Genomic DNA, 13,745 nt, shown 5'->3' on the forward strand with positions numbered 1-13,745 from the left:
GAGCCGCCCGCGAGCTGTCGGGACGTAACCAGGCGTCGTCCGGGGGCAGTCGGCAAAGTCCGCTGCGAAGTACAGGTCTTCCCGATCCTGTTGACGTGCCGTGCGAAGTGACACGCAGGCATCGGCCCCGGGCCTTCGGGCCCTCAGACCTGTTCGAACCGCCAGCGGTGCACCGGGCGGGCGCTCAACTGCGCCGGGGGATCCGGTAGTTCGGGAAGCTTCTCGGACAGCTCCGCGGACCACCAGGTGATGACCAGGACGCGGCCACCCGGAGCCCGGAAGGTCTCCCGGCGCTGCGGGGAACCCTCCAGCTCCTGGGCAGAGGCCCAGGAGAGGAGTTCACCGCCGCGGCCCTCGGCCGCCTTCGCCTCCCACATCAGCGCGACCGTCATGAGTAGAGGTTCTCCCGGCTCAGTTCGTGCACGTGGTCGTGGGTGTGGGTGTGACCGTGCCCGTGGACGTGCGTGTGCCCCTGGCCGGGCAGGTGCGGTTCGGTGACCGGGAGCGAGGAGTCCGCGGGAAGGTCCCAGTCGGAGGCGGCGCGGCGGCGCGCGACCATCTCGGCACCGAGAGCCGCGACCATCGCCCCGTTGTCCGTGCACAGCTTGGGACGGGGCACGCGCAGCTCGATACCGGCGTCGGCGCAGCGCTCCTCGGCCATGGCGCGCAGGCGCGAGTTGGCCGCGACGCCGCCGCCGATCATCAGATGGGACACGCCCTCGTCCTTGCAGGCCCGGACGGCCTTGCGCGTCAGAACGTCGGCGACCGCCTCCTGGAAGGACGCGCTCACATCGCGTACAGGCACCTCCTCACCCGCGTTGCGCCTGGCCTCGATCCACCTGGCCACGGCCGTCTTGAGACCCGAGAAGGAGAAGTCGTACGGGGCGTCGCGCGGACCCGTCAGACCGCGCGGGAACGCGATCGCGTCGGGGTTTCCCTCCCGTGCGTACCGGTCGATGACCGGGCCGCCCGGGAAGCCGAGATCGAGCACGCGCGCCACCTTGTCGAAGGCCTCCCCCGCCGCGTCGTCGATGGTCGAGCCGAGCGGACGGACGTCCGCAGTGATGTCGGGCGCCAGCAGCAGCGAGGAGTGTCCGCCGGAGACGAGCAGGGCCATCGTCGGTTCGGGAAGCGCGCCGTGTTCGAGCTGGTCGACGCAGATGTGGGACGCGAGGTGATTGACGCCGTACAGCGGCTTGCCGAGCGCGTACGCGTACGCCTTGGCGGCGCTGACACCCACGAGAAGGGCGCCCGCGAGCCCCGGGCCCGCGGTGACCGCGACGGCGTCGAGGTCGGAGGCGGCGACCCCGGCGTCGCGCAGGGCACGTTCGATGGTGGGGACCATCGCCTCCAGATGGGCCCGGCTGGCGACCTCGGGCACGACGCCGCCGAAGCGTGCGTGCTCGTCGACGCTGGAGGCGACGGCGTCGGCGAGCAGCGTATGGCCGCGGACGATGCCGACGCCGGTCTCGTCGCAAGAGGTCTCGATGCCGAGCACGAGAGGTTCGTCAGCCATGATTCTTCGTTCCTTGGGAGTTCGTCGAGGGGGCGGGGTTCTCCAGGCGCATCACGAGGGCGTCCACGTTGCCGGGCTGGTAGTAGCCGCGGCGGCGCCCGATCCGGGTGAAGCCGAAGCGCTCGTAGAGACGTTGGGCGGGTGCGTTGTCCACGCGGACCTCCAGCAGCACCTCGTGGCAGCCGAACCCTGCGGCCGCGGCGAGGAGCTCGCCGAGCAGGCGGGCGCCGAGGCCGGTGCCGCGGCAGGAGGGCAGCACGCCGATGGTCTGGATGTCGCCCGTGCCGCCGACCGCGGCCAGGCCGCCGTAGCCCACGAGCATGCGCCCGGCGCCGGCGTCCACGTGCTCGGCATCCTGTTCCTCGGCCACGATGTAGCGACGGGTCGCCCCGGGGCCGCGGGCGTGCGCGAGTTCCGACCAGAAGAGGCCTGCCGACCAGGCGTCCTCGGGAAAGAGGACCCGTTCGAGTTCGAGCACGCGCTCGATGTCCCACCAGCGCATCTCACGGAGCACGACACCGGCGCTGCCCCCGCGGCGGTCCTCGGCGGCGGTCCGGGTCACTTCGGCGTGACCACCTTGTAGTTGGCGGGCACGCGGGCGTCGGGACGGCGCAGGTAGAGCGGCCTGGGCGGCGGGAACTCCTCGCCCTTGGCGAGCCTCTCGGCGGCGAGGCAGGCGAGCGCCGCGGCGGACTGGTCGAGGGGGAGATCCGTGCGCAGGCCCCCTGGGCCTGCGGCCTGGTGGGCCCCCCTGAAGATCTCCTCGTACAACCGTGCCCCGGCACCCACGGCGGGCATCGCCGTGACGTCCGCGGGCAGTTCGCCGGGACGGTCGACTGACGGGTCTCCCAGGCGGGTCCGGGCGTCGGAGTACCGCGCCCAGTAGACCTCCTTGCGGCGGGCGTCCGTCGCCACGACGAAGGGGGTCTCCAGCCCGGAGGCGTACGCGATGCCGTCGAGCGTGCACATGCCGAGCACCGGTACCCCGAGGGCGGCGCCGAAGGACTCGGCCGTCGCCAGCCCGACCCGCAGCCCCGTGTACGGACCGGGGCCGATACCGACGACGATGCGGTCGACGTCCTGGAGCGGGTGGCCGGCCTCGCGCAGCACCCGGTCGACCGAGGGCAGCAGCAGCTCGCCGTGGCGACGGGCGTCGGTCTGGTCGCAGGCCGCGAGGAGGCGGTCACCGTCGGTGTCGTACAGCGCGACGGTGACGGCGGGAGTGGCGGTGTCGAGAGCTAGCAGCAGCACGGTAGCCAGCCTACGGCGAACGCGCGGCCGCCGGTCCCGGGGTGCCGTGCGGGACGCTTTCGGGTGACTCACCGCATGCCAGGGCACGGGCGTGAGGGCTCAGGTGCGGGCGGGGGCACGGGCGCGGGGGCACAGGCGCGAGGTCACGGGCAGGCGCGGCGCCGGGCGCCTCCGGCGAGGCCGGCCGTCCCGGAGCGGTGCCGTCCCGGAGCGGTGCGGTGCTCACCGGCGGAGGGGGATGCCGGGACGGGGATGCCGGGAAAGGGATGCCGGGACCGCCGCGCACTCGCCGGAAGCGCGGCCCCAGCGCTCCGGGGTCCCCGACTCGCCCCCGGTCGCGGGCAGATGCCGCTCCCGCACGCCCGGCGCTCGGGTCCGCTCCGCACCCCCTGCTGCTACCGTCGACGCTGCGAAATGCGGACTCGGAGAGGTGGCGGCGCACGGTGGCACGTGGCAGCAGCGCGGGAGCGGTAGTGGCCGCCCTTACGGCGGCGGCCCTCGCCGTCATCGGCTTCTTCACATACCAGGCGAGCGCCGCGCAGGACCGCGACAAGGCGGGCTCCTCCGGCTCCTCCGACTCCCGCGGCGGTTCCGGGGGTCAGGCGGAGCGCGAGAAGAAGAAGCGGGAGACCAACCTCCCCGCGTTCTCGGGCACAGGCGAGCGGGTCGTGTACGACCTGGACCGGGACCGTGTCTGGCTGATGGGCCCGGATCAGGAGGTGAAGCGCACCTTCCGGGTGGCGCCCAGCTCCGTCGACCCGAAACCGGGGACCTACAAGGTCGAATCCCGCGCGCCGCACGTGACCGGCTCGGACGGAGTTCCGGTGGAGAACGTGGTGCGCTTCGCGACCAGCCAGGGAACGACCATAGGCTTCAGCTCCGCGCTCGACGGGTCGTTCCCGGAGGCCGACCCGCAGAAGCAGACCGGCGGGATCCGGGAGCGACGGGCGGACGGCGAGGCCATGTGGCTGTTCGCCACCATCGGCACGAAGGTCGTAGTGGTCCGCTGACGCGGCGCACCCACGGCGGCTTCCCCGCCCGGCACGTCCCGCTCAGACGGCTTTCACGCCCGGCACGTCCCGCTCAGACGGCTTTCACGCCCGGCACGTCCCGCTCAGACGGCTTTCACGCCCGGCACGTCCCGCTCAGGCGGCGTCCCGGCCGCGGTGCGGCCCGGGGCTTGCGGCTGCATCGGCGGAGCCCTCGTCGGCGTCGGCGTCCGTCGTCACCGGCTTCGCGTGTTCCGCGTGCCGGGCGTGCCCGGCGTGCATGGCGTGCCCGGTGGCGTCCGGCGGCGGGGTCGAGACCGCGTCCGCCGCCGCGCAGGACGCGAGCAGCGCACTCATCGAAACGCCCGTCTCCTCCGGAGCCGACGGCAGCGTGCCGGGCTTCCGCACTCGGTCTTCGGCGGGCATGGGATCCTCCCCGTGGCTCCTGGGCGGGCGGTCGAGTGGCGCCAAGTGAGGCAGACCTAACCCGCTCTCCGGACCATCTGACCATGCCCGGCAGCGCCCGTGCAACATCTTGCCGACACCCTGTCGGAATGTGGCCGGACGGGTTCTGCCTGCTGGAACGTCAGCCGAGGACGGAGAGATCCACCCCGCGCCAGCGCTCGCCGACGGCGGTGACCGTCACGGTCCGCTCGTCGTCCGCGGCGCGCTCGTCCCCGCCCTCGTCCGTGCCGCCGAGCGGGGCGGCGTCCGTGTGTCCGCCGCTCCTGCGCTCGATCAGCACGTGCAGCCGGTCCTCGGAGAGTTCCTCGACCCTTCCCTCGCCCCACTCGACGATCACAACCGACTCCGGCAGCGAGACGTCGAGGTCCAGGTCGTCCATTCCCTCCAGACCGTGCCCGCCCAGCCGGTACGCGTCCACGTGCACGAGCGGCGGCCCGTCACCGAGCGGCGGATGCACGCGCGCGATGACGAAGGTCGGCGAGGTGACGTCGCCCCGCACTCCGAGCGCGGCACCGAGACCGCGTGCCAGCGTGGTCTTGCCCGCGCCCAGTTCGCCCGTGAGCAGTACGAGGTCACCGGGGCCGAGCAGGCCGGCGATGCGCCGTCCCACCTCCTGCATCCGCTCGGGCGTCGGAACGAGGGTGGTGCGCCGGGCGGCGAGCGGCTCGGACGCCGCCGGGGACTGTGGTGCTTCCATGCGTCCGGATGGTACGCGCGCCGGGCGGTGCCCCGTGACGGGCTGCGGCGGCGTGCGCCTGCGCGGACGTCTCAGTCGCCGGTCACGGCGCAGGTGATCAGCTGTGCCAGCGCCTCGTTCACCTCGTGCGGACGCTCCAGCATCGACAGATGGCCGGTCCTCTCGAGGATCCGCAGCCGGGCCGAGGGCAGTGCGGCGGCGATGGCTTCGCTGTGCGCGTACGGCGTGAGCAGGTCCCGCTCCCCGGCGAGCACGAGCGCGGCGCACCCGTCGAACGCGGCGAGCGCCGCCGTCTTCTCGTGCGCCTCGAACGCCGGATAGAACTCCGCGACCACATCGATCGGCACCGACTCGAGCAGGCGCTCCGCGAAGCGTGCCACCCCCGGGTCGACGTTCGGCCCGTCCCCGAAGGAGTAACGCTTGACCAGTCCGGCGAAGAGGTCGGCGGTGGCCCGTCGGCCCCGTTCGACCAGGGCGCTCTGCGCGACCATCGCCCTGAGCACGCCGGGCACCGCCCTCCGGACGGCCTTGAGGCCCGCGGACGGAAGCGGCAGTCCGTACGTCACCTCGCCGAGGCCCCCCGCGCTGGTGTCGATCAGGGCGACGCCGGTGACGCGCTCGGCGACGAAGTCCGGGTACTGGTCGGCGAGCGCCATCAGCGTCATGCCGCCCATCGAGTGGCCCACGAGGACGATCGGCCCCTCCGGGACGGCCTCGTCCAGCACGGTCTTCAGGTCACGGCCCAGCCTGTCCATCGTCACCGCCTCGCCGACGGGGCCGCGGCCGGAGCGGCCGTGGCTGCGCTGGTCCCAGTAGACGGTGCGTACGGCGCCGCGCAGGGCGGCCCGCTGGAAGTGCCAGACGTCCTGGCTGAGGCAGTAGCCGTGGGTGAAGACGACCGTGGGCATTGCGGGCACCGTCTTCCGCGAGGCCCTGTGTGCGGGGTGCGCGCCGTGCGCGCCCTCCCCGCCGTCCGCGCCGTGCGACGGCCCGGAGCGGCGTCGGAGCATACGCATCAGGCGGCTGCGGTGCGGGGCGGGCGGGCCCCCGGTCAGGGCGTCGCCGTCGTCGGTCCCGCCGCCCCGACTGCTCCCGGCGTCGATGCGCACGGGCTCCACCGTCGGGCCGCCGACTCCGTCACCCGCCGCCGCGGCGGCAGCGGTACGGGCTGCCGCCGGTGCCGGACCGTCCGCGGTGCTCCGGCGGTCCCGGCGGGCCGGCCCTCGTGAGCCCCGCCCGGGGACGGCGCCGGCCTCGGAGTCGGGCGCGTCCTCGTACGACTCGGGGTCGTCGGTCTCGAAGTACAGCTCCGTGCCGTCGTCCGCGCGGGCGGTGCCGGGAGTGCCGCGCAGGGAGCCGTACGGTCCGGAGGCGTCCAGGGCGAGGCGGGCCTTGCGCCGTACCCCGCGGTTGACCGTCATGCGCTCCATCGCGACGCCTGCCGCGACGAGTCCGAGCGTCGCGCCGGCGAGTCCGGCCCTCCGGCCCCAACCCCGGCGGCCGCCGGGCGTGATCACTTCGGCGGCGCGGGCCGCGGCGTCCGCGACCTCCTCGGCCTCCACGACGGCAGCCATCCACTCAACCCCCCGTATTCGCCCGTTCGTTCGTATAGATGCGTGGTACCCGGGTGCCGATGCGCGTAACGATCTCGTACGAGATGGTGCCCGCCGCGCGTGCCCAGTCCTCCGCCGTCGGTTCCCCGTGCTCGCCCGGGCCGAAGAGCACGACGTCGTCGCCCTCCGAGGCCGCGTCCCCGCCGAGGTCGATCACGAACTGGTCCATCGCCACGCGCCCCGCAACCGTCCGCCACTTGCCCGCGGCCAGCACCGGCGCGGTTCCGGAGGCGTGCCGGGGCACCCCGTCCGCATAGCCGAGCGGCACCAGCCCGAGGGTGGTCGGACCGGGCGTGCGGTAGGTGTGCCCGTAGCTGACACCGTGACCGGCGGGTGCCGCCTTGACGAGGGCGAGCGACGCGCTCAGCGTCATCGCCGGACGCAGCCCCAGCTCCGCCGCCACCCCCACCTCCGGGGACGGCGAGAGCCCGTAGACGGAGACGCCCGGCCGTACGAGGTCGAAGTGGGACTCGGGCAGGGTCAGCGTCGCGGGCGAGTTGGCGTGATGCCGCACCTCCGGGTCGAGACCCGCGTGCTCCGCCATCGCGAGCACCTCGCGGAAGGCGTCGAGCTGCGCGGCGTTGGCGGGGTGCCCCGGCTCGTCGGCGCATGCGAAGTGCGACCAGATGCCGGTGACCTTCACGGCTCCCTCGGCCTCGGCCGCGCGTGCGGCGGAGACGAGGCCCGGCCACTCGGCGGGCTGGCAGCCGCCGCGCCCCAGGCCGGTGTCCGCCTTGAGCTGCACCCGCGCGGTACGGCCGCTCCTGCGGGCCGCGGCCACGACCTCCTCCAGCGCCCACAGCGCGCTCGCCGAGACGTCGATGTCCGCCTCGACGGCCTCCTGCCACGGCCCGCCCGGCGTCCACAGCCAGCTCATCAGCCGGCCCGTGTCCCCGGCGGCGCGCAGCGCCAGTGCCTCCTGCGGCGTCGCGGTGCCCAGCCAGGACGCGCCCGCCTCGCGCGCTGCGCGGGCGCAGGGCACGGCTCCGTGGCCGTAACCGTCGGACTTCACGACCGCCATGAGTTCCGCGCGCGGCGCGCAGGCCCGCAGCGTGCGGACGTTCGCGCGCACGGCGTCGAGGTCGATCTCGGCGCGGGCGCGGCAAGCCTCGGCGCCGGTCGGCGCCGAAGACGCAGTGCCGGTCGTCCCGGAGGGGGCGCCGTCACCCGTCCCGGAGGGGGCAGCGCCGCCCGTCGCGGAGACACCGGTGCCGTGCGGCGCCGGGAAAGCCGTGGGGGGCGACGCTGAGAAAGCGGTGGGGCCGGAGCGGTCGTTCACTGTGCCAGTGTCTCAGGTGGACAGGTACGGCCTTTCTCCGTCCCGTCCCGGTTTCCGCGGTGAACCGCCGTGCGGGGACGGGAAAACCGCTTGCGGACGCGGCGCGGCACGGCACGGCACGGCGGGGCGGGGAGTGAGCATCCCCGGGCATTCGCCGAGAGGGCCGGGGGACCGAGGGCGGAGGGCCGATGGCGGGCCGTACGCACTCATCACGCAGGCGTCGGCGCACCGTCCCGCAGCAGATCGCGCCACGCGGCCGTCAACGCCTCCGCGACGTCCGAGGCACCCGCCGGACGCGGCGCGAACCGTCCCGCCAGACCATGCACGTACGCCCCGGCGGAAGCCGCGTCCAGCGCGTCCAGACCCCCGGCCAGCAGCGAACCGATGAGCCCCGACAGCACATCGCCCGTGCCCGCGGTCGCCAGCCAGCCGCTGCCCGTCGGGTTGACGCGCACGCCGCCGGGCCCGGCAACGACCGTCGTCGACCCCTTCAGCAGCACCGTCGCGCCGGTGCGGTCCGCCAGCTCCCGCACGGCCGCGAGCCGGCGCGCCTCGACCGCGCCGCGCTCCCAGCCGAGCAGCGCGGCGGCCTCCCCGGCGTGCGGCGTCAGCACGGTCGGTGCCGTACGTCCGCGCAGCGCCGACTCGTCCGCCAGCCGCAGCCCGTCGGCGTCGATGAGCACCGGCACCTCCGCCGACAGCACGTCGTCCAGCCGCTCCCGGTCCTCCCCCAGGCCCGACCCGACGGCCCACGCCTGGACGCGTCCCGCCTTGCTCGGCGGGCCCGCGGACACCAGCGTCTCCGGGTGCTTGGCGATCACGGCGTCGGCGGCGGGCCCCACGTAGCGCACGGCTCCCGCCCCGCCGCGCAGCGCCCCCGAAACGGCGAGCACCGCCGCCCCCGGGTAGCGCGCCGACCCGGCGACGACCCCGACGACTCCGCGCCGGTACTTGTCGCTCTCCGCTCCCGGCCGGGGCAGCAGACCGCTCACGTCGGCGTGCTGAAGGGCCTCCGCCGCCGGGCGCCCCTCGAGGTACGGGCCGAGCCCGATGTCGACCAGCCGCAGCGCCCCCGCGTACTCGCGTGCGGGGTCGAGAAGCAGCCCGGGCTTGTACGCACCGAACGTCACCGTCGCGTCGGCCCGTACGGCCACGCCCGGCACCTCACCGGTGTCCGCGTCGACGCCGCTGGGCAGGTCCACGCTCACGACCGGCGAGCGGACCGCTTCCACCAGCTCCACCGCCGCGGGGCGCAGGCCGCCCTTGCCCCCGGTCCCGACGATCCCGTCCACGACGAGGTCCGCACCCGCGATGACCGGTTCGACCGGCACCGCGACGCCCTCCACGGCGGCTCCCGGAGCGACCAGCACCCGCCCCCCTGCCGCCCGCAGAGCCGCCAGGCCGCCCTCGTGGACCCGCTCGGGCGACAGCAGTACGGCGCTCACTCCGGCTCCGCGCCGGGCGAGCCGTGCTCCGGCGAACAGGGCGTCGCCGCCGTTGTCCCCACTGCCGACGAGCAGCACGACGCGGCTGCCGTACGTCCGTCCGAGCATTCCCGTGCAGGCGGCCGCGAGGCCGGCCGCGGCGCGCTGCATCAGCACGCCGTCGGGAAGGCGACCCATCAGTTCCCGCTCTGCCGCCCGTACGGTCTCCACGCTGTAAGCAGTCCTCATGCCCCCAGTCTGACGGCGCACCAGCGGGGCGGACCACACGAAGGTGACGAGGGCTCACCGGGAGCGGCGGGAGACGCCGTCCCTCCCCGGAGGTCACCCCTCGGCGATCACCACGGCGGAGGCGATCCCCGCGTCGTGCGACAGCGACAGGTGCCATCCCCGCACGCCCAGCGACTCGGCACGTGCCGCCACCGTGCCGCGCACCCGCAGCGACGGCTGGCCCGAATCGGCCTGTACGACCTCGGCGTCGGTCCAGCTCAGGCCGCCCGGCGCCCCCAACGCCTTGGCCAGGGCCTCCTTCGCGGCGAAGCGGGCGGCCAGTGACGCCACGCCTCGCCTCCCGCCGCCGGGCAGCCACAACTCGGCGTCCACGAAGAGCCGTTCGGCCAGCGTCGGGGTGCGCTCCAGCGCCTCGCCGAACCGGTCGACCGCGGCCACGTCGATGCCGACCCCGACGATCACCCGGCACCCCCGACGGTCTCGTCCTCGTCCCGCCCTCGCTGCGTGACCGGCTCGCCGGCGCCGGCAGCCCGCACGTCGTACGGAACCGGGTCCACCGGCACACCGTCCAGGTCGGTGACCCAGGCGCCCTCGGGACGCACCGTGACCACCCGGCCGTCGCCGACACCGGCCGCTTCCCGTGTGTGCGGTGCGAACGCGGCGGCGTGGGACGCCAGGAACGTCTCCCCGTCGCCGACTCCCACCGTGAGCGGCAGCCCGGCGCACCCGCCCGTGACCACCTCGGGCTCGTCTGCGTGTACGGCGACCAGGGCGAAGGTACCGGTGAGCTGCCGGCAGACCTGGCGCATGGCCTCGGCCGGGTCGCCGCAGGAGGAGTAGTGCTCGGCGAGCAGGTGCGCCGCGGCCTCGGTGTCCGTCTCCGAGACCAACTCGTGGCCGCGGGCGGCGAGTTCGCGCCGCAACCGGTCGTGACCCGTGATGTCGCCGTTCTGGACCACGGCGACGCGGCCCGAACCGTCCATGTGCGGATGCGCGTTGACGTCCGTGGGCGGCCCCAGCGTGGCGCGGCGGATGTGCCCGATCCCCGTCGTGGCGGCGGGGAGGGGACGGACCCGCAGCTCCTCCCGCACGTCGCCGAACGTCCCCGCCTTCTTCGCCGCGGCCAGTCCGCCGTCGACGAGCAGGGCGATCCCGGCCGAGTCGTAGTCCGGTGGCTCGAGCCGGCGCAGTCCGTCGAGGAGAACGGCAAGGGCGGAACGCCCTCCCGTGTACGCAACGATTCCGCACATGCGAGCACCCTAGAGCGTGGACGCGGCCGGGCGGCGGCGGGCGCTCAGCTGCCCCGGGCGATGCGCTCTATGGCGTCCTCGACCAGCTCCAGGTACTCGGCTTCCTCACACCGCGGCTTGCTGCCCAGCACGTACATGTCGAGGCTCTCCGTCAGGTCCTCGGCGAGGTCCTCGTCCGGCAGGTAGTCCAGTGCCAGATCGCCCTGTATGCGGGCGGCGAAGTCCCGGTCGGGAGGCGCCTGGGCGAGGGGGGATCGTCTTCGTATGCGGTGCTTCAGGCTCATGCGGCCGATGCGGAGGGACATGGCAGGAAACGTAATGGCACCGACCCCCGCACGTACACCGTCTGCACATCCCGTTTTCACGGAAGATCCGTGCAGGTCGCTCCGGTCTCTCCGGCATGCACCTCAATCGTCCCCCGCCGGGCGTTCCGCACCCTCCCCCCGCCTGATTCAGGCCACAAGAACGGCGGAGAATGATCCCGTGCCGACGAAGCCCTACGTGGATCTCTCACGTGCCGAATGGAGCGTTCTGCGCGAACGCACGCCGCTGCCCCTGAACGCCGCCGAGGTCGAGGAACTGCGCGGCCTCGGCGACGTCGTCGACCTCGACGAGGTACGGGAGGTCTTCCTGCCGCTCTCCCGCCTGCTCAACCTGTACGTCGCGGCCACGCACGGGCTGCGCTCCGCGGTGAACACCTTCCTCGGCGACGCCGGCCGGAGGCGGGAGGACGCTCGGCTCGGAACCCCCTTCGTGATCGGAGTCGCGGGCAGCGTCGCCGTCGGCAAGTCCACGGTCTCCCGGCTGCTGCGGGCGCTGCTCGCCCGGTGGCCCGAGCACCCCCGCGTCGAACTGGTCACCACCGACGGCTTCCTGCTGCCGACGGCCGAACTGGAGGAGCGCGGCCTGTTGTCCCGCAAGGGCTTCCCCGAGTCCTACGACCGCCGCGCGCTGCTCGGCTTCGTCGCCGACGTCAAGGCGGGCAAGCCGGAGGTGACGGCGCCCGTCTACTCGCACCTCGTCTACGACCGGGTTCCCGGGGAGCGGCTGACCGTACGGCGGCCCGACATCCTCATCGTCGAAGGGCTGAACGTGCTCCAGCCCGCGCTGCCCGGCCGGGACGGCCGCACCCGCCTGTCCGTCTCCGACTACTTCGACTTCTCCGTCTACGTCGACGCCCGTACGAGCGACATCGAGGAGTGGTACCTGAACCGCTTCCGCGCGCTGCGGGAGACCGCCTTCCAGGATCCGCGCTCCTACTTCCACCGCTACACGGAGGTGACGGAGGAGGAGGCGCTGGAGTTCGCGCGCCGGACGTGGCGCACCGTCAACGAGCCCAATCTGCGGCAGAACATCGCGCCCACGCGCGGCCGGGCGACGCTGCAACTGCACAAGGGCGCGGACCACAAGGTCCGGCGGCTCTCGCTGCGGAAGCTGTGAAGGGCCCGGGCATGTCCCGTCGCGGCGCCGCCCGGGCCCTCCCGCGCGCTCAGCCCAGCGAACTCTTCACCACGTCGGCCAGGCGGCCCGCGACGGACTCGGCCTGCTCGCTGTCGGCGGCCTCCACCATCACCCGCACCAGGGGCTCGGTGCCCGACGAGCGCAGCAGCACCCGGCCCGTCCCGCCCAGCTCCCGTTCGGCGTCCGTCACGGCGGCAGCCAGCTCTGCGGAGGTGTCCACCCGGCTCCTGTCCACGTCCCGCACGTTGATCAGCACCTGCGGCAGGCGCTCCATGACGTTCGCCAGCTCCGAGAGGGACTTGCCGGTCGCGGCGACGCGTGCGGCGAGCATGAGCCCCGTCAGCGTTCCGTCGCCGGTGGTGGCGTGGTCCAGCGCGATCACGTGCCCGGACTGCTCGCCGCCCAGCGCGTATCCGCCGCGCTTCATCTCCTCCAGCACGTAGCGGTCACCGACCGCCGTCTGCAGCACCTCGATCCCCTCACGGCCCATGGCGAGCCTGAAGCCGAGGTTGGACATGACCGTGGCCACCACGGTGTCCTTGCGCAGGTGCCCCGAGTCGCGCATGGCCAGGGCGAGCACGGCGAGGATCTGATCGCCGTCGACGACCTCGCCCCGGGCGTCGACGGCCAGGCAGCGGTCCGCGTCGCCGTCGTGCGCCACACCGAGGTCGGCCCCGTGCTCCACGACGGCCGTACGCAACCCGTCCAGATGCGTCGAGCCGCAGTTGTCGTTGATGTTGAGCCCGTCGGGGTCGGCGCCGATGGTGAACACCTCGGCACCGGCGCGCGCGAACGCCTCCGGGGAGACCCGGGAGGCCGCGCCGTTCGCCCCGTCGATGACCACCTTCAGCCCGTCGAGCCGGTTCGGCAGCACACCCACGAGGTGGGCCACGTAGTTGTCGAACCCCTCGTCGTAGTCGCGCACGCGCCCGACCGCGGCGCCCGTGGGACGCTCCCAGGGCTGGCCCGTGCCGTGCTCGCGGTACAGCGCCTCGATGCGGTCCTCCAGCTCGTCGGCGAGCTTGTGGCCGCCCTGCGCGAAGAACTTGATGCCGTTGTCGGGCATGGGGTTGTGGCTCGCGGAGAGCATTACGCCGAGGTCGGCACCGAGTGAGCCCGTCAGATAGGCGACGGCCGGGGTGGGCAGCACACCCACGCGCAGTACGTCGACGCCGGCGCCCGCCAGACCCGCGACGACCGCGGCCTCCAGGAACTCCCCGGACGCACGTGGATCCCGTCCGACCACGGCCACCGGCCGGTGCCCCTCGAACGAGCCCACTTCAGCGAGCACATGCGCCGCCGAGACCGACAGGCCGAGCGCCAGCTCGGCGGTCAGCCCCTCGTTGGCGACACCGCGCACACCGTCCGTTCCGAAGAGTCGTCCCACTGTGGTTCCTCCGAGTCCGAGTCGAGTCCGAGTACCGGGCCGAGGGCGGCTCCCGACCGGATACGAGCTGTATACAAGCCGCATAAGAGGCGAACACGAACCGGACACCACCCGGTCCTGACGGGAAAGCCGAGCCCGCCCTCATCCGTGCAAGGTATCCGCCG

14 protein-coding genes and 1 pseudogene are annotated in these 13,745 nt (G+C 73.8%); 2 read left to right on the forward strand and 13 right to left on the reverse strand.

Annotation, left to right across the window (positions count from 1 at the left end; all coding sequences use genetic code 11):
• Window positions 1–143: 143 nt before the first annotated feature.
• From H180DRAFT_RS11235 to tsaB, 4 genes are read right to left on the reverse strand one after another with little or no spacing between them, the layout of a single operon-like run.
• Entirely contained in the window at window positions 144–392 is a 249-nt protein-coding gene (locus H180DRAFT_RS11235; protein ID WP_055485869.1) for a hypothetical protein, read from the reverse strand.
• Window positions 389–1,516: a tRNA (adenosine(37)-N6)-threonylcarbamoyltransferase complex transferase subunit TsaD gene (gene tsaD / locus H180DRAFT_RS11240; RefSeq protein ID WP_055485870.1), complete on the reverse strand. Its 1,128-nt coding sequence runs from the start codon at window positions 1,514–1,516 to the stop codon at window positions 389–391. Before tsaD ends, H180DRAFT_RS11235 begins: the two co-directional genes overlap by 4 nt.
• Window positions 1,509–2,018, reverse strand: coding sequence for a ribosomal protein S18-alanine N-acetyltransferase (gene rimI / locus H180DRAFT_RS11245; RefSeq protein WP_055485981.1), 510 nt, complete (start codon window positions 2,016–2,018; stop codon window positions 1,509–1,511). Before rimI ends, tsaD begins: the two co-directional genes overlap by 8 nt.
• A 56-nt stretch (window positions 2,019–2,074) precedes the next feature.
• Entirely contained in the window at window positions 2,075–2,767 is a 693-nt protein-coding gene (gene tsaB, locus H180DRAFT_RS11250; RefSeq protein WP_055485871.1) for a tRNA (adenosine(37)-N6)-threonylcarbamoyltransferase complex dimerization subunit type 1 TsaB, read from the reverse strand.
• 443 nt (window positions 2,768–3,210) lie between these two features.
• Between tsaB and H180DRAFT_RS11255 the strand changes: the two genes are divergently transcribed.
• Window positions 3,211–3,777 (forward strand): hypothetical protein, encoded by a 567-nt coding sequence (locus H180DRAFT_RS11255; protein ID WP_074466740.1) that lies wholly within the window; start codon window positions 3,211–3,213, stop codon window positions 3,775–3,777.
• Between the two features lie 135 nt (window positions 3,778–3,912).
• On the opposite strand, the gene H180DRAFT_RS11260 is transcribed toward H180DRAFT_RS11255, so the two are convergent.
• The 8 genes and pseudogenes from H180DRAFT_RS11260 to H180DRAFT_RS11300 all read right to left on the reverse strand — a co-directional run bounded on the left by H180DRAFT_RS11260 (window position 3,913) and on the right by H180DRAFT_RS11300 (window position 11,038).
• Complete coding sequence (locus tag H180DRAFT_RS11260; RefSeq protein ID WP_055485873.1) at window positions 3,913–4,182, reverse strand: hypothetical protein; 270 nt, start codon at window positions 4,180–4,182, stop codon at window positions 3,913–3,915.
• A gap of 160 nt (window positions 4,183–4,342) precedes the next feature.
• Complete coding sequence (gene tsaE, locus H180DRAFT_RS11265; RefSeq protein WP_055485874.1) at window positions 4,343–4,918, reverse strand: tRNA (adenosine(37)-N6)-threonylcarbamoyltransferase complex ATPase subunit type 1 TsaE; 576 nt, start codon at window positions 4,916–4,918, stop codon at window positions 4,343–4,345.
• Window positions 4,919–4,989: 71 nt separating this feature from the next.
• Complete coding sequence (locus H180DRAFT_RS29095; RefSeq protein ID WP_254665986.1) at window positions 4,990–6,348, reverse strand: alpha/beta fold hydrolase; 1,359 nt, start codon at window positions 6,346–6,348, stop codon at window positions 4,990–4,992.
• Window positions 6,349–6,496: 148 nt separating this feature from the next.
• Window positions 6,497–7,618 (reverse strand): alanine racemase, encoded by a 1,122-nt coding sequence (gene alr, locus H180DRAFT_RS11280; protein ID WP_055485982.1) that lies wholly within the window; start codon window positions 7,616–7,618, stop codon window positions 6,497–6,499.
• A 401-nt stretch (window positions 7,619–8,019) separates the two neighbouring features.
• Window positions 8,020–9,483 carry a bifunctional ADP-dependent NAD(P)H-hydrate dehydratase/NAD(P)H-hydrate epimerase gene (locus tag H180DRAFT_RS11285; RefSeq protein WP_055485876.1) on the reverse strand — a complete coding sequence of 488 codons (1,464 nt, stop codon included), beginning with the start codon at window positions 9,481–9,483 and terminating at the stop codon, window positions 8,020–8,022.
• 93 nt (window positions 9,484–9,576) lie between these two features.
• Complete coding sequence (locus H180DRAFT_RS11290; protein WP_055485877.1) at window positions 9,577–9,945, reverse strand: holo-ACP synthase; 369 nt, start codon at window positions 9,943–9,945, stop codon at window positions 9,577–9,579.
• 95 nt (window positions 9,946–10,040) lie between these two features.
• Window positions 10,041–10,733, reverse strand: a pseudogene (locus H180DRAFT_RS11295) (glutamine--fructose-6-phosphate aminotransferase); the annotation flags it as partial.
• 44 nt (window positions 10,734–10,777) lie between these two features.
• Window positions 10,778–11,038, reverse strand: coding sequence for a hypothetical protein (locus H180DRAFT_RS11300; RefSeq protein ID WP_254665976.1), 261 nt, complete (start codon window positions 11,036–11,038; stop codon window positions 10,778–10,780).
• 178 nt (window positions 11,039–11,216) lie between these two features.
• On the opposite strand from H180DRAFT_RS11300, the gene coaA reads away from it, so the two are divergent.
• Window positions 11,217–12,173: a type I pantothenate kinase gene (coaA, locus tag H180DRAFT_RS11305; RefSeq protein WP_055485879.1), complete on the forward strand. Its 957-nt coding sequence runs from the start codon at window positions 11,217–11,219 to the stop codon at window positions 12,171–12,173.
• Between the two features lie 49 nt (window positions 12,174–12,222).
• Here coaA and glmM read toward each other — a convergent pair whose 3' ends face one another.
• A complete protein-coding gene (gene glmM / locus H180DRAFT_RS11310) occupies window positions 12,223–13,581 on the reverse strand; it encodes a phosphoglucosamine mutase (protein ID WP_055485880.1) in 1,359 nt (452 codons plus the stop codon).
• Between the last annotated feature and the right edge of the window lie 164 nt (window positions 13,582–13,745).

It is taken from the genome of Streptomyces sp. WMMB 322 (genome assembly GCF_900090145.1).
In the GTDB taxonomy this organism is placed as follows: Bacteria; Actinomycetota; Actinomycetes; order Streptomycetales; family Streptomycetaceae; genus Streptomyces.

Coding starts and splice junctions, on each gene's coding strand:
- H180DRAFT_RS11300 (WP_254665976.1), bottom strand. CDS start 11,038: ATGTCCCTCCGCATCGGCCGCATGAGCCTGAAGCACCGCATACGAAGA.
- H180DRAFT_RS11285 (WP_055485876.1), bottom strand. CDS start 9,483: ATGAGGACTGCTTACAGCGTGGAGACCGTACGGGCGGCAGAGCGGGAA.
- H180DRAFT_RS11235 (WP_055485869.1), bottom strand. CDS start 392: ATGACGGTCGCGCTGATGTGGGAGGCGAAGGCGGCCGAGGGCCGCGGC.
- tsaD (WP_055485870.1), bottom strand. CDS start 1,516: ATGGCTGACGAACCTCTCGTGCTCGGCATCGAGACCTCTTGCGACGAG.
- H180DRAFT_RS29095 (WP_254665986.1), bottom strand. CDS start 6,348: ATGGAGCGCATGACGGTCAACCGCGGGGTACGGCGCAAGGCCCGCCTC.
- H180DRAFT_RS11260 (WP_055485873.1), bottom strand. CDS start 4,182: ATGCCCGCCGAAGACCGAGTGCGGAAGCCCGGCACGCTGCCGTCGGCT.
- rimI (WP_055485981.1), bottom strand. CDS start 2,018: ATGCGCTGGTGGGACATCGAGCGCGTGCTCGAACTCGAACGGGTCCTC.
- tsaE (WP_055485874.1), bottom strand. CDS start 4,918: ATGGAAGCACCACAGTCCCCGGCGGCGTCCGAGCCGCTCGCCGCCCGG.